This is a genomic window from Agromyces arachidis (assembly GCF_052805135.1).
The window spans coordinates 37,979-61,948 of sequence record NZ_JBRBDK010000001.1 but is presented as its reverse complement, the minus strand read 5'-3'; the positions used below and the strand labels follow the sequence as shown (position 1 = coordinate 61,948).

At 72.7% G+C, this 23,970-nt stretch carries 22 protein-coding genes and 2 riboswitches; of the genes, 10 read left to right on the top strand and 12 right to left on the bottom strand.

What is annotated here, in order from left to right:
• Nucleotides 1–168: 168 nt before the first annotated feature.
• On the bottom strand, nt 169–1,791 hold the full coding sequence (locus tag ACUY4T_RS00315; protein WP_446016906.1) for a peptide ABC transporter substrate-binding protein: 1,623 nt from the start codon (nt 1,789–1,791) through the stop codon (nt 169–171).
• 230 nt (nt 1,792–2,021) lie between these two features.
• Between ACUY4T_RS00315 and ACUY4T_RS00310 the strand changes: the two genes are divergently transcribed.
• Nucleotides 2,022–2,786, top strand: a complete 765-nt coding sequence (locus tag ACUY4T_RS00310) for a CPBP family intramembrane glutamic endopeptidase (protein ID WP_446016905.1) — start codon at nt 2,022–2,024, stop codon at nt 2,784–2,786.
• On the opposite strand, the gene ACUY4T_RS00305 is transcribed toward ACUY4T_RS00310, so the two are convergent.
• From ACUY4T_RS00305 to gcvT, 4 genes are all read right to left on the bottom strand, one after another.
• A complete protein-coding gene (locus ACUY4T_RS00305) occupies nt 2,732–3,202 on the bottom strand; it encodes a hypothetical protein (RefSeq protein WP_446016904.1) in 471 nt (156 codons plus the stop codon). The two genes, ACUY4T_RS00310 and ACUY4T_RS00305, sit on opposite strands and share 55 nt — an antisense overlap.
• A gap of 108 nt (nt 3,203–3,310) precedes the next feature.
• Nucleotides 3,311–6,205: an aminomethyl-transferring glycine dehydrogenase gene (gene gcvP / locus ACUY4T_RS00300; protein WP_446016903.1), complete on the bottom strand. Its 2,895-nt coding sequence runs from the start codon at nt 6,203–6,205 to the stop codon at nt 3,311–3,313.
• A gap of 25 nt (nt 6,206–6,230) precedes the next feature.
• A complete protein-coding gene (gene gcvH / locus ACUY4T_RS00295; protein ID WP_446016902.1) occupies nt 6,231–6,602 on the bottom strand; it encodes a glycine cleavage system protein GcvH in 372 nt (123 codons plus the stop codon).
• Nucleotides 6,603–6,671: 69 nt separating this feature from the next.
• Nucleotides 6,672–7,853: a glycine cleavage system aminomethyltransferase GcvT gene (gcvT, locus tag ACUY4T_RS00290; protein ID WP_446016901.1), complete on the bottom strand. Its 1,182-nt coding sequence runs from the start codon at nt 7,851–7,853 to the stop codon at nt 6,672–6,674.
• Between the two features lie 44 nt (nt 7,854–7,897).
• Nucleotides 7,898–8,000: riboswitch (glycine riboswitch) on the bottom strand.
• Nucleotides 8,001–8,095: riboswitch (glycine riboswitch) on the bottom strand.
• A 207-nt stretch (nt 8,096–8,302) separates the two neighbouring features.
• On the opposite strand from gcvT, the gene ACUY4T_RS00285 reads away from it, so the two are divergent.
• The 6 genes from ACUY4T_RS00285 (at nt 8,303) to ACUY4T_RS00260 (ending at nt 15,781) form a co-directional block, all read left to right on the top strand.
• Nucleotides 8,303–9,073 carry an NUDIX hydrolase gene (locus tag ACUY4T_RS00285; RefSeq protein ID WP_446016900.1) on the top strand — a complete coding sequence of 257 codons (771 nt, stop codon included), beginning with the start codon at nt 8,303–8,305 and terminating at the stop codon, nt 9,071–9,073.
• Nucleotides 9,070–10,479 (top strand): quinolinate synthase NadA, encoded by a 1,410-nt coding sequence (gene nadA / locus ACUY4T_RS00280; RefSeq protein WP_446016899.1) that lies wholly within the window; start codon nt 9,070–9,072, stop codon nt 10,477–10,479. The genes ACUY4T_RS00285 and nadA overlap by 4 nt, the downstream gene beginning before the upstream one ends.
• Before the next feature lies 1 nt (nt 10,480).
• The gene (nadB, locus tag ACUY4T_RS00275) at nt 10,481–12,022 is read left to right on the top strand and encodes an L-aspartate oxidase (RefSeq protein ID WP_446016898.1); all 1,542 of its coding nucleotides are present in this window, start codon (nt 10,481–10,483) and stop codon (nt 12,020–12,022) included.
• On the top strand, nt 12,022–12,918 hold the full coding sequence (gene nadC / locus ACUY4T_RS00270; protein WP_446016897.1) for a carboxylating nicotinate-nucleotide diphosphorylase: 897 nt from the start codon (nt 12,022–12,024) through the stop codon (nt 12,916–12,918). The genes nadB and nadC overlap by 1 nt, the downstream gene beginning before the upstream one ends.
• Entirely contained in the window at nt 12,915–14,057 is a 1,143-nt protein-coding gene (locus ACUY4T_RS00265) for a cysteine desulfurase family protein (protein ID WP_446016896.1), read from the top strand. The genes nadC and ACUY4T_RS00265 overlap by 4 nt, the downstream gene beginning before the upstream one ends.
• Nucleotides 14,058–14,260: 203 nt before the next feature.
• Nucleotides 14,261–15,781, top strand: a complete 1,521-nt coding sequence (locus tag ACUY4T_RS00260; RefSeq protein WP_446017398.1) for an MDR family MFS transporter — start codon at nt 14,261–14,263, stop codon at nt 15,779–15,781.
• A 79-nt stretch (nt 15,782–15,860) separates the two neighbouring features.
• On the opposite strand, the gene ACUY4T_RS00255 is transcribed toward ACUY4T_RS00260, so the two are convergent.
• Entirely contained in the window at nt 15,861–17,492 is a 1,632-nt protein-coding gene (locus ACUY4T_RS00255) for a substrate-binding domain-containing protein (protein WP_446016895.1), read from the bottom strand.
• Nucleotides 17,493–17,726: 234 nt separating this feature from the next.
• On the opposite strand from ACUY4T_RS00255, the gene ACUY4T_RS00250 reads away from it, so the two are divergent.
• Nucleotides 17,727–18,395 (top strand): phosphoribosyltransferase, encoded by a 669-nt coding sequence (locus tag ACUY4T_RS00250; RefSeq protein WP_446016894.1) that lies wholly within the window; start codon nt 17,727–17,729, stop codon nt 18,393–18,395.
• Nucleotides 18,396–18,484: 89 nt separating this feature from the next.
• The gene (locus ACUY4T_RS00245) at nt 18,485–19,039 is read left to right on the top strand and encodes a hypothetical protein (protein WP_446016893.1); all 555 of its coding nucleotides are present in this window, start codon (nt 18,485–18,487) and stop codon (nt 19,037–19,039) included.
• Here ACUY4T_RS00245 and ACUY4T_RS00240 read toward each other — a convergent pair.
• The 5 genes from ACUY4T_RS00240 to ACUY4T_RS00220 form a co-directional block, all read right to left on the bottom strand.
• Nucleotides 19,024–19,215 (bottom strand): hypothetical protein, encoded by a 192-nt coding sequence (locus tag ACUY4T_RS00240; protein ID WP_446016892.1) that lies wholly within the window; start codon nt 19,213–19,215, stop codon nt 19,024–19,026. The two genes, ACUY4T_RS00245 and ACUY4T_RS00240, sit on opposite strands and share 16 nt — an antisense overlap.
• Nucleotides 19,212–19,970, bottom strand: a complete 759-nt coding sequence (locus tag ACUY4T_RS00235; RefSeq protein ID WP_446016891.1) for an LON peptidase substrate-binding domain-containing protein — start codon at nt 19,968–19,970, stop codon at nt 19,212–19,214. Before ACUY4T_RS00235 ends, ACUY4T_RS00240 begins: the two co-directional genes overlap by 4 nt.
• A 69-nt stretch (nt 19,971–20,039) precedes the next feature.
• On the bottom strand, nt 20,040–20,924 hold the full coding sequence (locus ACUY4T_RS00230) for an Fpg/Nei family DNA glycosylase (RefSeq protein WP_446016890.1): 885 nt from the start codon (nt 20,922–20,924) through the stop codon (nt 20,040–20,042).
• A 64-nt stretch (nt 20,925–20,988) separates the two neighbouring features.
• Nucleotides 20,989–21,336 (bottom strand): DUF7882 family protein, encoded by a 348-nt coding sequence (locus tag ACUY4T_RS00225; protein ID WP_446016889.1) that lies wholly within the window; start codon nt 21,334–21,336, stop codon nt 20,989–20,991.
• Nucleotides 21,337–21,535: 199 nt separating this feature from the next.
• On the bottom strand, nt 21,536–21,970 hold the full coding sequence (locus ACUY4T_RS00220; protein ID WP_446016888.1) for a MarR family winged helix-turn-helix transcriptional regulator: 435 nt from the start codon (nt 21,968–21,970) through the stop codon (nt 21,536–21,538).
• 31 nt (nt 21,971–22,001) lie between these two features.
• On the opposite strand from ACUY4T_RS00220, the gene ACUY4T_RS00215 reads away from it, so the two are divergent.
• A complete protein-coding gene (locus tag ACUY4T_RS00215; RefSeq protein ID WP_446016887.1) occupies nt 22,002–22,238 on the top strand; it encodes a hypothetical protein in 237 nt (78 codons plus the stop codon).
• Nucleotides 22,239–22,272: 34 nt separating this feature from the next.
• On the opposite strand, the gene ACUY4T_RS00210 is transcribed toward ACUY4T_RS00215, so the two are convergent.
• Nucleotides 22,273–23,940 carry a cell wall-binding repeat-containing protein gene (locus tag ACUY4T_RS00210; protein WP_446016886.1) on the bottom strand — a complete coding sequence of 556 codons (1,668 nt, stop codon included), beginning with the start codon at nt 23,938–23,940 and terminating at the stop codon, nt 22,273–22,275.
• Between the last annotated feature and the right edge of the window lie 30 nt (nt 23,941–23,970).

Genomic DNA, 23,970 nt, shown 5'->3' with positions numbered 1-23,970 from the left:
TCGTGAGTGGACATGATTGTTGAAGAAACCTCACCGTTGTGGGAGTGCGACCTCACGATGTTACGCGCTCTGCCTGCACCCCGGATACGTGGGAGTGGGGCGGCGATCCATCGGACCGCCGCCCCACGGGCGTCTGAGAGTCTAACCCTCTGACACCGAGATCGAGAATTACTCCTCGGTCTTGGTCACCTGGTAGTACAGCGGGACCGAGTTCCAGCCGAACGCGACGTTCTCGACCTGCTCGTTCCACGCACCGTTGACGGTGGAGTACCAGAGCGGGATCGCGGGGAGGTCCTCGAAGAGGATCTCCTGCGCCTGCTGGAACTTCTCGATGCCGGCCTCGACCTCGGTCTCCGAGAGGCCTTCCTTGATGAGGGCGTCGAACTCGGGGTTCGAGTAGTCACCATCGTTCGAACCGGCGCCGGTCACGTAGATCGGTCCGAGGAAGTTGGAGAGCGACGGGTAGTCGGCCTGCCAACCGGTGCGGAAGCCGGTCTGGATGGCGCGGTCGGTGATGGCCGTGCGGAACTCGGCGAAGGTCGGGTACGGAGCACCCGAGGCGTCGATGCCCAGCTCGTTCTTGATCTGGTTGGTCACCGCGTCGACCCAGCCCTGGTGGCCGCCGTCGGCGTTGTAGCCGATCTGGAACGAACCCTCCCACGGGCTGATGGCGTCGGCCTCGGCCCACAGCTCCTTGGCGAGCTCCGGGTCGTACTCGAGCACGTCAGAGCCCTCGATGTCCTCCGAGTAGCCGTCGATGACCGGCGAGGTGAAGTCCTTGGCCGGGGTGCGGGTGCCGGAGAAGATCACGTCGGTGACCTCTTCGCGGTTGATCGCGTGCGAGATCGCGGCGCGGCGGAGCTTGCCCTCCTCGCCACCGAAGTGCGCGAGACGGTCCGGGACCACGAACGACTGGAAGATCGCCGCGCCCTGCGAGACGGAGCGGTCGCCGAACTCGTCCTGGAAGGTCGAGAGCGCGCTGTCCGGGATGGCGTCGATGATGTCGAGGTTGCCACCCTGCAGGTCGGCGTACGCCGCGTCCTGCGTCGCGTAGAAGATGATCGAGAGACCACCGTTGGCGGCCTGGCGGTCACCCTGGTAGTCCTCGTTCTTCACGAGGTCGATGCGCTCGTTGTGCTTCCAGGCGCCCTCTTCGGCCAGCTTGTAGGGGCCGTTGCCGATGGGGTTCTCGCCGAAGGCCTCGAGGTCCTCCCACGCCGCCTCGGGCAGCGGGAAGAACGCCGAGTAGCCGAGTCGGAGCGGGAAGTCCGACTCCGGCTGGCTGAGGGTCACGGTGAAGGTGCGCTCGTCGACGACCTCGAGGCCCGACAGCTCGTCGACGTTCTCGTCGTAGCTGAAGCCCTCGATCGACTCGAAGAAGTAGCTGGAGAGCTGCGCGTTGTCGAGCGCGGCGCCGTAGTTCCAGGCCTTCACGAACGACTCGGCGGTGACGGGCTCACCGTTGGTGAACTCCTGACCCTCCTTGATGGTGATCGTGTAGGTCTGGGCGTCCTCGGTCTCGATGGACTCCGCCATGTCGTTCTTGGCGGCACCGTCGGCGTCGTAGTACACCAGGCCCGCGAAGATCGAGTCGAGGATCTTTCCGCCACCGGTCTCGTTGGTGTTGGTCGGGATCAGCGGGTTCTGCGGCTCGGAGCCGTTCGTGGTGACGATCGCGGTCGAGTCGCCCTCGGGGGCCGCGGGCTCGCTGCTGGTCGAGCAACCGCTGAGCGCGAGCGCGCCGGCCGCCGCAAGAGCAATGGCTGCGACGCCGATTCTCTTGATCTTCAATGTTCCTCCTGTGAGATGAGCGCGCGACAGAACGAGATCGAGTCTGGTGGACGCGAAGGATCGGGTCTGGGGGCGCTGGTAGGTGAGACGAGACTATAAGCGCGTCACGGCGTCGCAAACCCGAGCGGCCAACCGTTACCGAGGCGAAACCTACGACGGCCGGTCTGCTCAGATGAGCAGCCGGTGACGCACGATTCTTGCGTCCGACGCGCGCATGCGAGGATTGCCGCATGCACACGCCGGGACGCCTGCGCATCGAGGTCGCGATCGTGCTGGCCCTCTCGCTCGGGGCGTCGGCCGTCTACTCGATCGTGTCGATCATCGCCAGGCTCACCGACGAACGGCCGATCTCCGACCAGTCCGCGGCGCTCAACCCGTCGCGCGCCGAGCGCGAGTGGCTCGACCTCACCTACCAGTTCCTGGGCGTGGTGTTCGGGGTGGCGGTCGTGGCGCTCGTGCTGTACCTGCTGTGGCAGCCCGGTCGCGACCCGTTCCGGCGGATCGGGCTCGACTTCCGGCGACCCGGCAGGGATGCGGCATCCGGGCTGCTGCTCGCCGCGATCATCGGCGTGCCGGGTCTCGCGCTCTACGCGGCCGGGCGCGCGCTCGGCTTCACGGTCGCGGTCGTCCCCCAGTCGCTCGACGCGTACTGGTGGACCGTGCCCATCCTCGTGCTGGCCGCGTTGAAGGCCGCCCTCGTCGAGGAGGTGGTCGCCGTCGGCTACCTGTTCACGCGGCTCCGCGAGCTCGGCGTGGGCCCGTGGGCGACGATCCTGTCGAGCGCGCTGCTCCGCGGCACCTACCACCTGTACCAGGGCGTCGGCGCCTTCGTGGGCAACGCGATCATGGGCGTCGTGTTCGGCTGGGCCTACACGCGGTGGGGCCGCACGATGCCGCTCGTCATCGCGCACTGGCTCCTCGACATCGTGTCGTTCGTCGGCTACCCGCTCGCGCTCGCGTGGTGGCCCGACCTGTTCGCACCGGCCGGCGACTGACCGACCGGCGCACCGGTCGAGGGCCGGGGCGACGGATGCCGCGGCCGCGGCGCCTCGGCGACATGGCGCGACCCGGCGAGCGCGACGACCGTCGCCGGCATCGGCGGCAGCGCCTCCTCGGGCGGCTCCACCCGGAGGTCGGAGTCGGCCGCGCGGACCCGTGCGCCGTCCATCCAGCTTCGGCGGCTCGGCGTGCACACCGCCGAGAAGGCCTCCGCGCCGGTCGTGAAGCCGCCGCGCGCGAGGTCGCTCATGCCCTCGGCCCGGCGGAGCGCCTCGGCCAGGCCCGGGTTCCGCCGCTCGAGCAGTCCGGCGCGCTGCTGGAGCCCGAGCGACCCCGAGCCCGCCAGCGTGCAGCCCACCATCACCCCGGCGAAGGCGATGGTCGCGATGACCGCGATCAGGTCGTTCGACATGCGCACCCCCCAGTGCGAGAGTTCCTCAGCTTACTCCCGTGGCGGCGCGATGGGGGCGGATGCGGGACCGGCCGGCGGGGTGCGCATACCGGCCGGTCCCGTGCGAGCTCAGGCGAACGCCTCGATCGGCGGGCAGGCGCACACGAGGTTGCGGTCGCCGTAGGCCTGGTCGATGCGCCGCACCGGTGCCCAGTACTTCGCCCGCACGAGCGACGGCACCGGGTACACCGCCTGCTCGCGCGTGTACGGGTGCGACCACTCGCCGGCGATCACCGACTCGGCCGTGTGCGGGGCGTTGCGCAGCGGGTTGTCGTCGGCCGGCCACTCCCCCTTCGCGACCGCATCGGCCTCGGCGCGGATCTGGATCATGGCCTCGACGAAGCGGTCGAGTTCGGCGAGGTCCTCCGACTCGGTCGGCTCCACCATGAGCGTGCCCGCGACCGGGAACGACATGGTCGGCGCGTGGAAGCCGTAGTCGATGAGCCGCTTCGCGACGTCGTCGACCGTGACGCCGGTCTCGGCGGTCAGCGGCCGCAGGTCGAGGATGCACTCGTGCGCGACCAGGCCGTTCTCGCCCGTGTACAGCACCGGGAAGTGGTCGCGCAGCCGCGCCGCGACGTAGTTCGCCGCGAGGACCGCCGTGGCGGTCGCCTGCTTCAGCCCCTCGGCGCCCATCATCCGCACGTACGCCCACGAGATCGGCAGGATCGACGGGCTGCCGTAGGGCGCCGCCGACACCGGGCCGCCGCCGTGCGCCACGCCGCCCGCGTGGGCGTTCCGCTGCGCCATCGGGTGGCCGGGCAGGTGCGGCGCGAGGTGCGCCTTCGCCGCCACCGGGCCGACGCCCGGGCCGCCGCCGCCGTGCGGGATGCAGAAGGTCTTGTGCAGGTTGAGGTGCGACACGTCGCCGCCGACGTCGCCGAACCGGGCGAATCCGAGCAGCGCGTTCAGGTTCGCGCCGTCGATGTAGACCTGCCCGCCGGCGTCGTGCACGGCCTTCGTGATGTCCTTCACGTCGTGCTCGTACACGCCGTGGGTCGACGGGTAGGTGATCATCAGCGCCGCGATCCGGTCGGCGTGGTCGGCGATCTTCGCACGCAGGTCGCCCAGGTCGACGTTGCCGAGCTCGTCGCACGCGACGACCACGACGCGCATGCCCGCGAGGACCGCGGACGCCGCGTTGGTGCCGTGCGCGCTCGAGGGGATCAGGCACACGTCGCGCTCGACGTCGCCGTTCGCGAGGTGGTAGCCGCGGATGGCGAGCAGCCCCGCGAGCTCGCCCTGGCTGCCCGCGTTCGGCTGCAGCGAGACGGTGTCGTAGCCGGTCACCTCGGCGAGCCAGGCCTCGAGCTGCTCGATGAGGCCCAGCGAGCCGCGCACGTCGGCCTCGGGGGCGAACGGGTGCAGGTTCGCGAACTCCGGCCAGGTGACGGCCTGCATCTCGGTCGCCGCGTTGAGCTTCATCGTGCAGGAGCCGAGCGGGATCATGCCGCGGTCCAGCGCGTAGTCGCGGTCGGCGAGGGACTTCAGGTACCGCATCATCTGCGTCTCGGACTGGTGCGTGTTGAACACCGGGTGCTCGAGGTACGACGAGGTGCGCCGCATCGCGGCGGGCAGGCCGGCCGGCGCCTCGCGCAGCGCGACGTGGACCTCGACGCGCCCGTCGGAGCCGAACGCCTCCGCGACGAGCGCGAGCTCGGCCTCGGTGGTGGTCTCGTCGACGGCGACGTGGACCGTGTCCTCATCGGCCTCCCACAGGTTCACGCCGAGCTCGCGGGCGCGCTCGACCACGCCGCGGGCGCGGCCGGGCACGCGGACGCGGATCGCGTCGAAGTACGCCTCGTGCACGAGGGCGAGCCCGGATCCGGAGAGGGCCTCGGCGAGCGCACTCGCCTTCGCCGCGGTCGACACGGCGATGTGGCGGATGCCGCGCGGCCCGTGGTACACCGCGTACATCGACGCCATGACGGCCAGCAGCACCTGCGCGGTGCAGATGTTCGAGGTCGCCTTCTCCCGGCGGATGTGCTGCTCGCGCGCCTGCAGGCTGAGCCGGTAGGCGGGGTGGCCGGCGGCGTCCTGCGAGACGCCGACGAGCCGGCCGGGCATCTGGCGCTCGAGGCCCTTGCGCACGGCCATGTACCCGGCGTGCGGGCCGCCGAAGCCCATCGGCACGCCGAAGCGCTGGGTGGTGCCGACGGCGACATCCGCGCCCAGCTCGCCCGGGCTGGTGATCAGGGCGGTCGCGAGCAGGTCGGCCGCGACCACGGCGAGGGCGCCCTGGGCCTTCGACGCGGCGATCACCGCCGACGGATCCCAGACCCGACCCGATGCGCCGGGATACTGCACGAAGACGCCGAAGTGCTCGCCGAGGCCCGCGACATCCGTCGTCTCGTCGAGGTCGGCGACCACGAGCTCGATGCCCACTGCGTCGGCCCGGGACTCGAGCAGCGCGCGGGTCTGCGGCAGCGCGTCGGCGTCGACGACGAAGCGGTTCGAGCCCGACTTCGAGGCGCGGCGCGCGAGGAGCATGCCCTCGACCACCGCGGTGCCCTCGTCGAGCATCGACGCGTTGGCGGTGTCGAGCCCGGTCAGGTCGGAGACCATCGTCTGGAAGTTGATCAGCGCCTCGAGGCGGCCCTGCGAGATCTCGGGCTGGTAGGGCGTGTAGGCCGTGTACCAGCTGGGGTTCTCGAGCACGTTCCGCTGGATGACGGCGGGCGTGATGGTGCCCGAGTACCCGAGTCCGATCATCGAGGTGCGCACCGTGTTCGCGTCGGCGAGCGCACGGAGCTCCTCGATCGCCTCGCGCTCGGTCGCCGCCGCGGGGATCACCGAGTCGACGACCTGCTGCATGCGGATCGCGGTGGGCACGGCGGCGTCCATGAGCGCGTCGAGCGAGTCGTAGCCGAGCGCGGCGAGCATCCACTCGTGGTCGCGCGGGGTCGTGCCGATGTGGCGTCGCCCGAAGGCGTCCACGTCGAAGGCCGAGGAGGTGCTGGTCATGATGTCCTTCGTGGGAGGGCGATCGTCATTCGCCCGTGAGGGCGCGGTACTCGTCGAGGCTCAGCAGCTCGGGCAGCGACGCGGCGGTCACCTTGAGGAGCCAGCCTTCGCCGAAGGGGTCGCTGTTGACGAGCTCGGGCGAGTCGACGACGGCCTGGTTCGATTCGACGACCTCGCCGTCGACGGGCGCGAAGAGCTCGCCGACCGACTTCGTGGACTCGATCTCGCCGACCACCGTGCCGGTGGTGATCGCGGTCCCGGCCGCGGGCAGGTCGACGTAGACGACGTCGCCGAGCTTCTCCGCGGCGTAGTCGGTGATGCCGATGGTGACGGTCTCGCCGTCGACCTTCACCCACTCGTGCTCTTCGGTGTACTTGAGGTCGGTGCGATCGGTCATGGGGTGCTCCTCTGGTCTCGGGCGATGCTGGTCGGTGCGGTGCGGTGCGGTGCGGTCGGGCTTCGGCGCTCAGGCGCCGCGCTTGTAGAACGGCAGGGCGGTGACGGATGCCGCGACGCGCGTGCCGCGCACGTCGACGAACAGCTCCGAGCCGGGCTCGGACGCATCCGGTGCCACGAACGCCATCGCGACGGGGTGGCCGAGCGTCGGCGAGAGGGCGCCCGACGTGACCTCGCCGACCTTCCGGGCGTCCTCGCCGTCGCTGTCGTACACGGGGTAGCCGGCGCGCGGCGCCCGCCGCCCCTCGGCGGTGAGGCCCACGAGCACGGGCGCGCCGTCGGCGGGCCCCTCCTCGATCGCGGCGCGGCCGACGAAGTCGCCCTCCTTCGAGAGCGCGACGACGCGGCCGAGGCCGGCCTGCACGGGCAGCACGTCGCGGGTCAGCTCGTGGCCGTAGAGCGGCATGCCCGCCTCGAGGCGGAGCGTGTCGCGGCTCGCGAGCCCGCACGGCACGACGCGGGGACCGCCCGTCTCGCGCAGCGCCTCCCAGAGGCGCTCGGCCTGCTCGGGCGCGAGGTAGAGCTCGAAGCCGTCCTCGCCGGTGTACCCGGTCCGGGCGACGAGCACGGGGGCGCCCTCGAACTCGGCGGCGAGCGCCCGGTAGTACTTGAGGGCGGCGACGGCGGCGACGAAGTCCTCGCCGTCGTTGCCCGGACCCTGGATGCCGAAGCCCTCGGTCTGCTGGAGGACCTCGAGGGAGTCGGGGCCCTGCAGCGCGATGAGCGCGACGTCGTCGGACTCGTCGAACACCTCGCACTCGAACGGCGACGTGCGGTTGCGCAGCTCCTCGACCACGACGTCGCGGTTCGAGGCGTTCGCGACGACCATGTAGCGGTCCTCCCCCGTGCGGTACACGACGAGGTCGTCGACGACGCCGCCGTCGCGGGCGAGCAGGAGCGAGTACTTCGCCTGGCCCTCGGCGATCGCGGACAGCTTGCCCGCGAGCGCGTAGTCGAGCGCGTCGGACGCCTCGGGGCCGACGACCAGGATCTCGCCCATGTGCGACAGGTCGAAGAGGCCGGCGTGCTCGCGCACGGCGTGGTGCTCGGCCAGGTCGCTGGAGTACCGGACGGGCATCTGCCACCCGGCGAAGTCGGTGAACGACGCGCCGGCTGCGCGGTGCACCCCGTCGAGGGGGCTGCGTCGTTCGGTGGCGGTGCCGGGGTCGGTGGTGCCGGGTGCGTCGGTCACGAGTTCTCCATATCGCGCGGTGGCGCGGCGGTGCGCCGCTCGAGAACTCCCCCTCTGTCATGGGCCTGAGAGCTTCGCGCGCCCCGGGGAGCTTGCTTTCACCTTCGGCGGGATGCCGCGTGCGCGGCATCCGCTTTTCAGAGTGGCCTGGTCATCGCGGTGATGCGACCTGAGAGATTGGCGGGGAGGCTTGCTCCTTCGGTGCCGGCGCTGTGGACTGCCGGCTCTCCCGCGATGCGTCGATGGCCCGATGTGCGGTTGTCCGGGCAGTCTACAACGCCCTCCGCGCCGCGCGCGCGTCCGGATGCCGGCGGCCGAAGGCGCGCGTTCCCGGCGGTCGCCCGGGGTCGCCTCGTCACGGGATTCGCGTTCGTGTCAACCTGACTGTAAGCTGGTCCCGATCCACTTAGCGTCATCCTGACACTAAGGCCGGCGAGAGGGGCGAGCGGATGCCGCAGCACGACGCGCGAGCGCGCCTGGCCGTCTCCACGGTCATCTTCGCGCTCTCCCCCGAGGCCGGCGGCGACGGAACCGAGCGGCCGAGCCTGCGGGTGCCGCTCGTCCGGCGCCTCCGCGAACCCGGACTCGGGCGCTGGGCGCTGCCGGGCGGCTGGCTGCCCGTGCGCGAGTCGCTCGACGCCGCGGCCGCGCGCACGCTCAACGAGACCACGGGCCTCGCGCCGCGGTACCTCGAGCAGCTCTTCACCTTCGGCGACCCCGACCGCTCGCCCGGCGAGCGCGTCGTGTCGGTCGTGTACTGGGCGCTCGTCCACTCCGACGAGGTCGAGCGGGCCGTCTCCGACGAGAACGTGCGGTGGTTCGACGAGGACGACCTGCCCGACCTCGCATTCGACCACGCCGCGATCCTCGACTACGCGCTGCGACGGCTGCGCACGAAGCTCGAGTACTCGGGCATCGCCCACGCGCTGCTCGGCGAGACGTTCACGATGGCCGAACTGCGCGGCGTGCACGAGGCCGTGCTCCGCAAGCGCCTCGACCCCGCGAACTTCCGCCGCACCATGGAGGCGTCCGGCACGCTCGTCGACACCGGGGAACGCCTCGCGGGCACGCGCCACCGGCCGCCCGCCCTCTACCGCTTCGATCCCGCCCACTCGCCCGTGGCGTCGCCCTCACCGGCGCCCGCGGCGCCGCCGCACGCGGCATCCGCCACCGCACCCACGACCGCACGGCCCGGCACCCACAGCAAGGACACGCCATGAGCACCACCATCCCCGTCACCGACATCGAGGCCCGCCGCATCCGCGACGCGGCGTCCGTCGACCGCGGCATCCGCCTCATCACGACCGGAGCGGCCCGCGGCGAGACCTGCTCGCCCGACCTCGCGAAGGGGCCGTGGGAGTTCGACCGCGGGCCGGCGGGCTACGGCCCGGGCTCGTCGATGGGCGACGTCATCCCGGCGGGAGCGCCGCGGCAGGGCGCGCTGCCCGCCGAGTACCGCGAGGCGGGCGCCGACGAGCTCGACGAGCGCATCCGCGCGGCGAAGGCCGCGCTCGGCGACCGCGTCGTCGTGCTCGGCCACTTCTACCAGCGCGACGAGGTCGTGCAGCACGCCGACTTCACCGGCGACTCGTTCCAGCTGGCCAACGCCGCCAAGTCCAAGCCGGAGGCCGAGGCGATCGTCTTCTGCGGCGTGCACTTCATGGCCGAGACCGCCGACATGCTCTCCCGGCCGGAGCAGGCCGTCATCCTGCCGAACCTGGCCGCCGGGTGCTCGATGGCCGACATGGCCGACACGTCGAGCGTCGAGGAGTGCTGGGAGCAGCTCGAGGAGCTCTACGGCGACCTGGCGACGCCGGGTCCGGACGGACGCGTGCCCGTGATCCCCGTCACCTACATGAACTCGTCGGCCGCGTTGAAGGGCTTCGTCGGCCGCAACGGCGGCATCGTCTGCACCTCGTCCAACGCGACGACCGTCCTGGAGTGGGCGTTCGAACGCGGCCGGCGCGTGCTCTTCTTCCCCGACCAGCACCTGGGGCGCAACACCGCCAAGGCCATGGGCGTGCCGCTCGAGGCCATGCCGATGTGGAACCCGCGCAAGCCGCTCGGCGGCAGCACCGCCGCCGAGCTCGAGGACGCGCGCGTCATCCTCTGGCACGGATTCTGCTCGGTGCACAAGCGCTTCACAATCGACCAGATCGAGCAGGCCCGCCGCGAGCACCCCGGCGTGCAGGTGATCGTGCACCCGGAGTGCCCGATGCCCGTCGTCGACGCCGCGGATGCCGCCGGCTCCACCGACTTCATCGTGAAGGCGATCCAAGCGGCGCCCGCCGGCTCGACCTTCGCGATCGGCACCGAGATCAACCTGGTGCAGCGCCTGGCCGCCGAGCACCCCGAGCACGAGATCTTCTGCCTCGACCCCGTCGTCTGCCCGTGCTCGACGATGTACCGCATCCACCCGGGCTACCTCGCCTGGGTGCTCGAGGAGCTCGTCGCCGGCCGGGTAGTGAACCGCATCGAGGTCGCGGACGACGTCGCCGCGCCCGCCAGGGTGGCGCTCGAGCGGATGCTCGCGGCGAAGCCGCCGGCTTCGGTCACCGTGCCCGCCGGCTCCACGATCGCCGCGGCGACGGATGCCGCGGCGCCGGCGTCCCGGGTCGGAGCCTGACATGTCGCGCGTCATCGTCGTCGGCTCCGGCATCGCCGGGCTGTGGACGGCGATCCGGGCTGCCGAAGCGGGATGCGACGTCACGGTCGTGACGAAGGCGGGCCTGGGCGAGGGTGCGACCCCGTGGGCGCAGGGCGGGATCGCCGCGGCCGTGTTCGCCGGCGACGCCCCCGAGCGGCACGCGGCCGACACGCTCGCAGCCGGCGCGGGCCTCGGCGACCCCGGCGCCGTGCGCGTGCTCACGTCGGAGGGACCGGCACGCATCCGCGACCTGATCCGGTTCGGCGTCGCCTTCGACGCCGACGAGTCCGGCCTCGCTCGCGGGCTCGAGGCGGCGCACTCGCGCGCGCGGATCCTGCACGCGGGCGGCGACGCGACCGGCGCCGCGATCGAGGCGGCGCTCGTGGCGACGCTCCGGCGGCGGGCCGTGCACGTGCTCGAGCACACGATCCTCGTCGACCTGCTCGTCGACGCCGGGCACGTGCGCGGCGTGCGCGTCCTCGACCGCGACCGCGCCATGCGGGAACTCGGGGCCGACACCGTCGTGCTGGCCACCGGCGGCACCGGGTGCCTGTTCCGGCACACGACGAACCCCGACCTCGCGACGGGAGACGGCGTCGCGGCGGCCGCGCGCGCCGGCGCCGCGGTCGCCGACCTCGAGTTCGTGCAGTTCCACCCCACGGCGCTCGCCGTGCCGGGCACGCCCCTGATCTCCGAGGCCGTGCGCGGCGAGGGCGCGGTGCTCCGCGACGCGGAGGGGCGACGGTTCCTGCCCGAGGTCGACGCCCGTGCCGAGCTCGCGCCCCGCGACGTCGTGGCCCGGGCGGTCTGGCGGCGGATGGCCGAACAGGGCGGCGAACCGGTGCGGCTCGACGCCACCGGGCTCGGAGCGGGGTTCCTCGCCCGGCGGTTCCCGTCGCTCGACCGCGCGTGCCGGGCGGCCGGATTCGACTGGTCGCGCGAGCCCGTGCCGGTCGTGCCCGCCGCGCACTACGCCATGGGCGGGATCGTCACCGACCTCGAGGGTCGCACGAGCCTGCCCGGCCTCCGGGCGGTCGGCGAGGTCGCCCGAACGGGCGTGCACGGCGCCAACCGGCTCGCCTCGAACTCGCTGCTCGAAGGCGCCGTGTTCGCCGAGCGGGTCGCACGCGACCTCGCCGCCGCGGCATCCGCCCCCGCCCCGGCGAACCGGCCGGTCGTCGGCCGGATCGACCGACACGCCGACGGCACCCCCGGCACGCCTGGCCGATCGTCCGACGACTCGCAGACCCACGACCTGCCGGTCGTCGACCGCGGCGAACTGCAGCAGCTCATGTGGGACCGCGTCGGGCTCGAGCGCGACGCCGAGGGGCTGGCCGCGGCATCCGCTCGCCTCGACGGATGGCGGGCGCCCGAGCCCGTCGACCGCCGGAGCGTCGAGGACCGCAACCTCCTGGAGCTCGCACGGCTCACGGTCGCCGCGGCGCTCGCCCGCACGCACAGCGTCGGCGCGCACACCCGCACCGACGCCACGAACGCCATCGACGAACGAGAGGCCGCCTGATGACCGAATCGCGCGAGATCGAACGCGTCGTGCTCCTCGCGCTCGACGAGGACGCGCCGTGGGGCGACCTGACCGGCGAGACGCTGATCCCCGAGGCCGCGACCGCGACCGCCGAGCTCGCAGCCCGCGAACCCGGCGTCTTCAGCGGTGCGCGCGTGCTCGAAGCCGCCTTCCGCCTCGTCGACCCGCGAATCGAGGTGACGGCGGTGGCCCCGGACGGTCGGCGGTTCGCCGCGGGCGACGTGCTCGCCCGCGTCGCCGGTCCGGCCCGCGGCATCCTGCGCGCCGAGCGCGTCGCGCTCAACCTGGTGCAGCGGATGTCGGGGGTCGCGACGCTCACCGCTCGGTACGTCGACGCGGTCGCGGGGTCGCGCGCCCGGATCGTCGACACGCGGAAGACGACGCCGGGCCTGCGCTCCCTCGAGCGCCAGGCGGTGCGCGACGGCGGCGGGCGCAACCACCGCCGGTCGCTCTCCGACGCGGTCATGGCCAAGGACAACCACCTCGCCGTGCTGACGGCCGGCGGCGCCGACCTCGCGACCGCGCTGCACGAGGCCCGCGAGCGGATGCCGCACACGGCGCACCTCGAGGTCGAGGTCGACCGGATCGACCAGATCGAGCCGGTCCTCGCCGGCGGCGCCGACACGATCATGCTCGACAACTTCACGGTCGACGAGCTGCGCGCCGGCGTCGAGCTCATCGCCGGGCGCGCCATCGTGGAGGCGTCGGGCGGCGTGCGCCTCGAGACGGTGGCCGCCATCGCCGCCACGGGCGTCGACGTGATCTCGGTCGGCGCGCTCACCCACTCGGCCCGCGCGCTCGACCTCGGGCTCGACGTGGTGATCGAGCCGGGAGCGCAGCCGCCCTCGCCCGGCCCCGCGCGGGAGACGCCGTGATCTTCGCCGACCACGCCGCCACCGGGCCCGTGCGCCGCGAGGCGCTCGAGGCGATGTGGCCATACCTGACCGGCGCGTTCGGGAACCCCTCCAGCTCGCACGGACTCGGTGAGGAGGCGGCGCGCGCGCTCGCGGAGGCGCGGGAGCAGGTCGCCGCGGTCGTCGGATGCCGGCCCGGCGACGTGGTCTTCACCTCGGGCGGGACCGAGGCCGACAACCTGGCGGTGCTGGGGCTGTCGATCGCGAACCCCCGCGGACGGCACGTGGTGGTCTCCCCCGTCGAGCACGAGGCCGTGCTCGCCGCGGCCGACGCGCTGCACCGGCTGCACGGGTTCGCCGTCGACGAGGTCCCGGTCGACGCGACCGGCGCGGTCGACGCGGACGCCCTCGCCCGGGTGGTCCGGCCCGACACGACGCTCGTCTCGGTGCAGCTCGCGAACAACGAGGTCGGGACGGTGAACCCGATCGCCGACCTCGCCCGGGTCGCCCACGCGGCCGGCGCGCTCGTGCACACCGACGCCGTGCAGGCGGCCGGATGGCTCCCGCTCCCGCTCGACGGACTGGGCGTCGACGCGCTGTCGCTCGCGGGGCACAAGGTCGGCGCGCCGAAGGGCACCGGCGCGCTGGTCGTGCGCGGCCGGCTCGCACTCGAACCCGTCGTGCACGGCGGCGGCCAGGAGCGCGGGCGGCGCTCCGGCACCGAGAACGTGGCCGGCGCGGTGGCGTTCGCGACGGCCCTGCGCCTCGCCGACCTCGAGCGGGCGGATGCCGCGCCGCGACTGGCCTCGCTGGCATCCCGCTTCCGGGCGCTGGTCGCGGCGTCCGTGCCGGACGCCGTCCCCACCGGGCACCCCGGGCGTCGACTCCCGGGAACGGTCTCGTACGTCTTCCCGGGCACGTCCGGAGAGGCCGTACTGCTCGAGCTCGAGCGGCGCGACGTCATCGTCTCGAGCGGCTCGGCGTGCGCCGCGGGCAGCGACGAGCCGTCGCACGTGCTGACCGCGATGGGGTTCGCACCGGACGTGGCGCGGACCGCCGTGCGGTTCTCCTTCGGCGCGATGACGTCGGAGTCCGACGTGGAACGAGCCGCGGCCGCGCTCGTCGAGGCCGTGTCGGCGGTGCGGGATATCGTTCGCTGAACCGGCCCGCCGAGTCGGGTACCCCGGCGCGTTCGCCCGCACGGATCCGTCCGCCTGGGAATAGCGCGCCCCCGCGGCGCGGTTGCACCTCTCGTTCGCCGAATGCGCGGAGCGCTGCTTCCGCTCGACCGGCGACGCCGCAGACGAAGATGACGAGGACGAACGTGACCGACCGCACCGCACCCGACACCGGCTCGATCACGATGCCCCGGATCGACGCCGCACCCGACGCGGCCGACCCGAGCTCGGCCGAGGAACGGGCGATCGACCAGCACGTCCGCGAGGCCCTCCCGCAGCGCGGCGCGCGTGAGACGCGCGTGATCTGGTTGCTGCTCGCCGCCACGTTCGTCGTGTTCCTCAACGAGACGATCATGAGCGTCGCGATCCCGCGCCTGGTCGACGACCTCGGCATCACGCTCGCCGCGGCCCAGTGGCTGACGACCGCGTTCATGCTCACGATGGCTGTCGTCATCCCGGTCACGGGGTTCCTGCTGCAGCGGTTCCCGACGCGGCCCATCTTCGGCACCGCGATGAGCCTGTTCTCCGCGGGCACGCTGCTGGCGGCGCTCGCGCCCGGGTTCGAGGTGCTGCTCGCCGCCCGGATCGTCCAGGCCACGGGAACCGCGATCATGATGCCGCTGCTCATGACGACCCTGATGACCCTCGTCGCACCGTCGGACCGCGGCAGGTTCATGGGCCGGGTCTCGATCGTGATGTCGGTCGCCCCGGCGATCGGGCCCGCGATCTCGGGCCTCATCCTGAACTACCTCGGCTGGCGCTACATGTTCTGGCTGGTCCTGCCCATCGCGGTCGCGATGCTCGTCATCGGCCTGCGTCGCGTGACCAGCGTCGGCGAGACGCGCGTGTTCCCGATCGACCTGTTCTCGGTCGTGCTCTCGGCCTTCGGATTCGGCGGGCTCGTCTACGGCCTCAGCCTGGTGGGCGGCGTCGTCAGCGGGCGCGCCCCCGGCGACGCGCCGGCGATGTGGATCAGCCTCGCCGTCGGCGCCGCGGGAGTGCTCGTGTTCATCCTGCGCCAGCTGCGGCTGCAGCGCTCCGACCACGCCCTCCTCGACCTGCGCACGTTCCGCACGCGCAACTTCGCGGTCTCCATCGCGCTGATGGCGGTCATGATGGCCGCGCTGTTCGGCACGCTCATCCTCCTGCCGGTCTACGTGCAGGACGTGCTGGGGATGGAGCCGCTGACGAGCGGACTGCTCGTCCTGCCGGGCGGATTGATCATGGGACTGCTCGGTCCGACCGTCGGGCGACTCTACGACCGGGTCGGTCCGACGCCGCTCCTCGTCCCCGGCAGCGTCGTGGTCAGCGGCGTGCTCTGGTCGTTCACGCTCCTCACCGGGTCGACGCCGCTCTGGATGGTGCTCATCGCCCACATGGCGCTCTCGACGGCGCTCGCATTCATGTTCACCCCGCTCTTCACGAGCGCACTCGGCTCGGTGGAGCCGCACCTGTACTCGCACGGTTCCGCCATCGTCGGCACGCTCCAGCAGGTCGCGGGCGCGGCCGGAACCGCGCTCTTCATCACGGTGATGACCGCGACCGCCGCGACCGCCGAGAGCGCCGGGGTCGACCCGATCGCCGCGCAGGCGGCAGGCGTGCGCAGCGCGTTCCTCGCCGGCGCCATCGTGTCGGTGTTCGCGATCGTGGGCGCGACGATGGTGCGCCGCCCCGCGGACATGATGCAGTCGCCGCCGGCGCACTGATCACGCAGACCGACGCGAACGCGGCGTCCGCCTCGTCTGGCGGACGCCGCGTTCGCGTCTTCCGGGTGCGCGCCGGCGCTCAGCCGCAGTCGGGCCGGCAGGTGCGCTGGGAGATCGCGTCGACGAGCACGGTCCCCAGGTCCTCGGGCTGCGAGGCCGAGTAGGCCCCGCCCTTGGTCGCCTTGGCGATCTTCTGCATGGCCGGAAGGTCGGTGTCCGGACCGAAGCCGATCATGATCACGGGAACGGGCTCGTTCGGGTCGTCGAGCTTCTTCAGCTCGGCGAGGAGCTGGTCGAGGTTGATGCCGTTGTCGTCCTCGTTCTTGCCGTCGGTGATCACGAGCACCGAGTTGATCTTCTCCGGGTCGTACGATTCGCGCACGCGCTTCACCGCGTCGAGGGTGGTGTCGTAGAGGCCCGTGGCCCCGCCCAGGCGCGACGGGAGCGACTGGATGATGCCGCCGATGCGCTGGGTGTGCGCCGCGTCGGCGAGCGGCGCGATCGGCGCGACGTCCTCGTAGTCGAGGGTGCCGTTGCGCGCCGTGGAGAACAGCCAGACGCCGAGCTCGGCCTCGCCGGAGAACTTCTGGACCGCGCCCATCGCGGCCTGCTGGAACACGTCGATGCGGCGGAGGCCGTTGGCTGCGGGCTCCTCCATGGATCCGGAGACGTCGATCACGGCCAGCATGCGACCGCGCATCGTCAACACGCCCCACGAGCGGAGGATCTCGATCTGCGCGGCACCGTCCAGTTCGGTCTGCGCGGGCGGCGCGGTCGCCGCGACGCCGCGGACCTCGAGCTCGCCGCTGCCGTCGGGCCCGCGGAAGCCGGCCTCGGCGAGGTGCTCGGCGGCCTTGCCCAGCGCCTTCTCGAACGCGTCGATGTTCTCGGAGCGATCCTTGGCCATCCGCACGAACGGGTAGTCGAGCGCGACGGTGCCCTCCGTCGGGTACGCCGCGACGAGCGGCTCGGCGGACTGGTCGGAGTTGTGCTCGACGACCCGCGCCTCGCTCGTCAGCACGATCAGCGGCGAGGACGACGAGGTGACGGTGGCCATCGCGGCATCCGTCGACGCGGGGATCGACTTGCTCAGCGAGATCATCGCACCGGCGAACTGCCGGGGGTCGTCGGCCGACGCCTGGCCCTTGAGCGCGAAGAGGCTGGCGAGGCTCGCGGCGGATGCCTCGGGGTCGGGCAGGAGGGCCGGCAGCTGGCCGCCGAGCACCCTGGCCCAGCTCACCGGCTCCTCGGCGAGCTCCTCGGCGTCGGACGCGGCCGCGGCGAAGACGATCGGCGAGGTCGCGACGGAATCGCGGACGTCGAGCACGGGCGCCCCGAGGCCGAGGGAGGTCGCGGTGGCCCGGGTGCGGTCGATCCAGAACGTGGAGTCCGGGATCCACACGTCGGCGTCGGAGGTGCCGGCGGCGACGGAGGCGGCCGTGTCGGCGGAGTCCTGGGCGCGCACCTCGGTCTGCACGCAGCGCTTCGGATCGGCGTCGAAGTCGGCTGCGAGTTCGGCGACCGACGGCGCGATCGACGTGTCGGCGACGACGACCATCTGCTCCGGCTCGTCGCACGACGGCTGGTCGGCCGCCGCGAACAGCGGGTTGAGATGACCCCCGACCCACATGTAGACGCCTGACGCGACGAGCGCGATGACGGCCGCGCCGGCGGCGACGGACAGGAGGAATCGGCGGTTCGGCACCTTCACCGAAGCCGCGACGCTATGACGTCCCACGGGCACTCCAAGTCGGACGGCAGCGCCGTGGGCGATGCCGATCCCAATCTGAACGGGTCCCCCCGTCCAGGGGGAGGGTGTCCTCAGCATATGCGAAGGTGAGCGAATGGCGAACTCCACCCGGCGCGCCGACGCAGCTCCTCCGACGGCGCACCTGGGCGCCGCACCACCAGGGGCCTCCCCACCGGCGCGCGGCGGTGCCCGCTCATGACCAGGTTCCCCGATCGTCGTGCCGCGGGCCGCGAGCTGGCATCCGTCGTGGGCGGCCTCGGGCTGCGCGACCCGGTGGTCATGGGCGTGCCTCGCGGCGGCGTGCCCGTCGCCGACGTCGTGGCGCGCGCGCTCGATGCGCCGCTCGACGTGCTCGGAACTCGCGTGCTCCGCCTCCCCCGCAGCCCGGGCGTCGCGATGGGCGCGGTCGGAGAGGAGGGCGCCACGATCCGGTACGACGACGTCGTCGGGATGGCACGGATCTCCGACGAGGACTTCGCGGAGATCGAGCGACGCGCGCGCGCCGGCCTGGACGCCGAGGTCGGACGCCTCCGCGCGGGTCGCCCGCCGCTCCCACTGGCAGGACGCACGGTGCTGGTGGTGGACGACGGAGTCGCGACCGGCTGCACCGCTCGGGTCGCCTGCCGCATCGCGCGGGCCCGGGGCGCGGGTCGGGTCGTGCTCGCCGTGCCGGTCGGGTCGCCGCGCGCGCTCGCGGCCATCCCCGAGGCCGACGAGGTCGTCGCCGTCCGCGCACCCGCGGACTTCATGTCGGTGGGCATGCAGTACGTCGACTTCCGTCAGACGCGCGACGAGGACGTCAGCGCCATCCTCGCCGCCGCGGCATCCCGCCCACCCGACGCTCGCGGCACGGACGGCGCCTGAGCACAGCCCCGAGCACGCGCGCAACCCCTTCCTGCCGGTGATCGCGCTGCGGTTCAGTTGGGCGATCCCCGACGGAAAGGTCGAGCACCGTGGAATTGGACACCGGCATCATCATCTGGATCGTCATCGGCGTGATCGCCGTGGTGGCGCTCATCGCCGTCGTCGCCTGGGTGGCGACGTCGAACCGCCGTCGCGAGGCGCAGGTCGAGGCGCGCCGCAACGAGGCGGAGCAACTCCGCCAGCGCGCGGCCGAGACCGAGCAGCAGGCCCGCGAGCGCGAGGTCAGCGCGGCGCAGGCGGACGCGGCGGCGCGCGAGGCGGAGGCGAAGGCCGCCGAGGCGAAGCTCGAGGCCGAGCGGCTCGCCGATGAGAGCCGCGGACACCGATCGGACGCCGAGCGGCTGCGAGCCGAGCAGGCCGAGCACGCCCGAGGCGCCGAGGCGATCGATCCCGACGTCATCGACGGCGGACGCGACGAGTCCGTCAGCCACCACGAGCACGACGTCATCGACGCCGGACGCGACGAGCCCGTCAGCCACCACGGTCACGACGGCGACCCCGCGCACGATCAGGACGCCCACCCGGCGGACGCCGCTCCGGCGGAGCCCGTGCGGACGACGGAGCCCGATCAGCCGAAGACGTGACGGATGTGGAGCGCCTCGTCGACCTGCGCGTGCACGTCGTCGAGGCCGCATCCGCTCGGGCACCGATACGAGCTGACGGCGAGACCGGCATCCCCCATGGTCGGGACGACGGTCACCAGTGCGGCGGCGATGCCGCCGCACTTCGGGCATTCGACTCGGGTCCATCGATCGGTCACGTGTGGTTCTCCTCGCTGTCGTCCCGGTCGTCGGTGTCGTCGTGGGGTCCGCCGTCGGCCGCCTCTCCGGGCTCCGCGCCGGGCGCGGTCTGCCCGGTGCCGGCGAGCCCGGCCAGCTCGGCGTCGAGCGAGTCGCCGGCGGTCCATGCGGCCGTGAGCACCTCCCCGGCGTCGTGCGTGAGCTCGACCAACCGGGTCAGGAGCTCCTGCAGCGTGCGCGAGCCCAGCAGCTTCACCTGATCGAGCGCGGTGAGCGGCGCGATGCCGGCGAGCTGCCAGGCGGAGGCAACCGGGTCGTCGCTCAGTGCGATGTCGGCGTCCCACGGCAGCTCGACGAACTCGCTCGCCCGCGCGATCGTCCGCCGCACGACGAGCTCCGCCTTCTCCCTGAGCGGGGCGAGTGCCGGGTCCCACTCCAGCTCCGGAAGCTCGCGGACCACCGCCTCGGGATGCGGATCGTCCGCGAGCCACTCGACGACCTCGATCCGCCGCTCACCGCGGGCGACGACCGCGAGCATGCCGTCGGTCTCGCCCAGTTCGGTGACCTGCGCGACCGTGCCGTGCGCGAAGCGACGCTGCTGCTCCGATCCCGCGGCCTCGCGGCCGCTCTCGATCAGCACCACGCCGAACTCGGCCGGCTGGTCGGCCAGGATCCGCGACATCATCACGAGGTAGCGCTCCTCGAAGACCCGCAGCGCCAGCGGCATGTGCGGGAAGAGCACGCTCCCGAGCGGGAACATCGCGATCGACGCCATGGGCCGAGTGAACCACCGCGCGGCTGGGAACGGGGCGCGATTCAGCGCCCTCGCGGCATCCGCTCAGGCCTACTTCAGCAGTCGCGATCGCACGCGGTCGGCGAGCGGCTTGCCCCCCGTCTGGCAGGTGGGGCAGTACTGGAACGTCGAGTCGTGGAATTCGACCTGGCGGACGGTGTGGCCGCACACCGGGCATGGTTCGCCGGTGCGGCCGTGCACGCGGAGTCGTCGCCGCTTGGCGTCCTTCAGCTCGGCGGCGGGACGCCCGGACGCCTCGGCGAGCGCCTCGCCGAGGGTCTCGCGCATCGCGGCGAAGAGGACGGCCACGTCGTCGGGCTCGAGCGATGCCGCGAGTCGGTACGGCGACATCTTCGCCGCGTGGAGGATCTCGTCGGAGTAGGCGTTGCCGATGCCCGCGAGCACCGTCTGGTCGCGCAGCAGGCCCTTCACGCGCGTTCGACGCCCGGCGAGCAGCGCAGCGAAGTCGTCGAGCGTGAAGTCCGCGGACATCGGATCGGGCCCGAGACGTGCGATGCCCGGCACCGCGCCCGGGTCGCGGACCACGTACACGGCCAGCGACTTCTTCGTGCCGGCCTCGGTGAGGTCGAACCCCGAGCCGTCGTCGAGCCGGACCCGCAGCGCGATCGGCGACCTGCCCGGTCGCAGCACCGTGGCCGGGACCTCGTCGTACCACCGCAGCCAACCGGCACGGGCGAGGTGGAACACGAGATGGATCAGGTCGCCGCCGACCTCGCCGCGTGGTTCGATCGCGAGGTCGAGGAACTTGCCGTGCCGGCTCGCCGCGGAGATGCGCCCGCCCGCCAGCGCGTCCAGCGGCGGGTCGAAGGTCTTCAGGGCGGAGATCGCCAGGACGCTCGCGGAGGCGACGGCTCGGCCCACCGCGCGCTCGCGGAGGAAACCGACGAGCGCCTCGACCTCGGGCATCTCGGGCACGACCCAATGGTGCCACCGGCCTGCGACATCCGCATCGGGTCCGGGCGCCGACGCTCCGGGCGGGTCAGCCCGTCGTGGACACCGGTGGCGCGGGATCCGCCGGTTCGTCCTGGATCGCGTGCAGCGCGTCGACGAGGTCCGGGGTGAGTTGCAGGCCCCGGACGCCGTTCGCCGCCATCATCAGCCGGTTCAGCCAGCGCCGGTCCAGCTGGGCGTCGTCGTCGTCGTACTGGGCGAGGACGGGCATGGCCGGGTTGACCATCACCTCGTCGTGGTGTCCGCCCTCGGCGACCCAGCCGACCACGACGGGCTCGCGGACGCGGAGCTTGGCGATGATCACGGCGTGCACGTGGGCGAGCACGTCGTCGGGGAGGTCGACCGTGACGATGCGGCCGAGCGAGAGACTGCCCATGCCTGTCCTTCCGATGCGGGGGGATGTCAGGCCGCCGGCCTTCCCGGTCGCACCGGGCTGCGTGGTCGAACTTCCACGCGGGCCGACGGCCTGTCGCGGGCTTCGGGTCACCCGCGGGGTCATTCCACTGCCTCAGCCGGATTTCGGGGAGGGTCTTGACACGGAGGTCGGGGATGTGGGAGCCGCCGACCCCGGCGGCTCACTCGATCGTGCGAGCGGCCTCGAGCAACGCGGTGAGTTCGTCGCGGAGCGCCTCGAGACGGGCGATCGGGTGGCCCAGGCGTTCGACCACCTCGCCCGGCACCCGGACCGCTCGTTCGCGCAGGGCCGCGCCGTCGGCGGTGAGCGCGATGTCGACGGCGCGGGGATCCGATGCACTGCGCTGACGCGTGACCAGGCCGGCCGCCTCGAGGCGGCCCACCAGCGGGCTGGCCGTCGCGGGCTCGAGGCGGAGCCGTTCGGCGAGGTCCCGCAGGCGCTGCGGGCTGCGCTCCCACAGGGCGAGCATGACGAGGTACTGGGGGTGCGTGAGGCCGAGCGGCTCCAGGGAGGGGCGGTACAGCCGCACCACCTCGCGGCTGGTCGCCGCGAGCGCGAAGCACAGCTGCCGGTCCAGCTCGAGGGGGTCGTCCATGCTCCGAGGATAGTGTGTACACTCATTGTTCGTGCACGAATCAAAACTGCCCAACCCCTGGGCGGGCGTCCCCGGCTTCTGGGCGCGCGTGAACCGGGTGTTCTATCCGTTCGCCGGGCCCGCCGAGGTCGGCATCGGTCGCCCCGAGGCGCCCTACCGGGCTCCGTCCGACCCGACCTGCCCGATGTGCGGCGCGCCGATGGGCGGTCACCGCATCGACCGGGGGAACGCCGGGACGCCGACGCGCGTGCACTGCCCCGACGCGTGACGGCCGCTCGCGCCGACCCGACGATCCGGCGACCTCAGCCGAGCGTGACCCCGCGCGCCGCCATGAACGGCACCGGATCGATGCGCGTCCCGCTCTGGTAGACCTCGAAGTGCAGGTGGCATCCGGTCGACGCGCCGGTGGTCCCCGAATAGCCGATCAGCTGGCCGACCGTCACCTTCTGGCCCACCTTGACCCGGATGCCGCCGTCGACGAGATGGGCGTAGCCGGTGTCGATGGCCGACGCGTGGGCGATCTTGATGAAGTTCCCGTACGTGCCGACCCACCCCGCGGTGCTCACGGTCCCGGAGCTCGCCGCGTAGATCGGCGCGTTGCAGCCCGTTCCGATGTCGGTGCCGCCGTGGAAGGACGAGGTGCATCCGCCGCTCGTGCAGATTGGGTCGCGCGGGCCGAAGTCGCTGGTGATGCGCCCCTCGGCCGGCTTGGCCCAGTCCGTCGCGCACGCGACGTTGCGCGCGACCTCGTCGCCCACGACGCCGACGCTTCCGAGGATCACGCGCGCGGGCGGGGCCATCGATCGCAGCGCGTCCCACGCCGGGTACGGGATGCAGGTGGCTCTGGTGAGGTAGAGCGGCGACCCCAGTGCGCCGGCGAGGGCTGCACCCGACATCGCGTCGGCGAACTCGACCCCGGTGGCGAGGAAGGCACTGCCCACGGCCGATGCGGTACTGCGGAACACTGCTTCGTTGATCGCGGTCGCCGTGAGGTACCGGTCCGGCCCCTCGTGTCGCAGCACCGTGAACCCGTTGCCGGCGAGCTGCGCGGCGATCCCGCTGCTCACCGCACCCGCGCTGCCGGCGATGCGGACGGTCCGCACGCCCAGGGACTTCATCATCGCGATGGTGCTGGAGCGGGCCGACTGCGCGAGCCCCTCGACCAGGAACACCGGAGCGCCGATCGCCCCGGCCGCCGCGGACGCGGCCAGCGCGTCGGGGAAGTCGTATCCCGTCGCGACGAAGGCCTCGGTGGCCGCATCGAAGGCGTCCCCGACGAGCTGCTCGCCGGTCTCGTATCGATCGATCCCGCCGAACCGGCTGATCGCCGGCGCGAGCGACGCCAGCTCGTCGTACACCGCGGCGCCGACGACCGCGTCGCTGCCCGCCACGACGATGCGCGCCGGCGCGAGACGGACGATCTCGGCCCGGACGACGTCGGGGATCGCGTCGGTCCGCGTCAGGAGCAGCGGCCCTCCGGCCGCGGCCGCCGCGGCCGCAGCCGTCAGCCCGTCCGGGAAGTTGAGTCCGGTGGCGATGTAGAGGACCGGCACGCCGGGGGCGAAGCGCTTCGAGATCGCGACGGCGGTCTCGTAGCGATCGGCGCCGGCCAGTCGGTGCACTCCGGAGGCGAAGGCCTCGATGACCGGCCCCTCGACCGTCTGCGACGCGGCCTCCTCGGTGACGGCTTGCTCGGTCGCCTCCTGGAGGGAGAGTTGCTGCGTGGTGTCCGCGAGGCCCTGCTGGCCTCCCTTCGGTGACGGCGACTCGGTCGGGGTGATGCTCGGCGAGGGCGATGCGGTCGCCTCCGGCGAGGGCGAGGGCGACTCGGGAGCCGCGGTGGCCTCGACGACCGGCTCCTGCGAGACCGGCAGGAGTTCCTCGGCCCCGGCCGGCACCGCGACGCCGAGCGCGATCGCGATCGCCGAGGTCATCGTCACGATCAGGCGTGAACGGACCGATCCGACCATGCTGCGCCTCCCCCACGGAGGAGCGCGGGC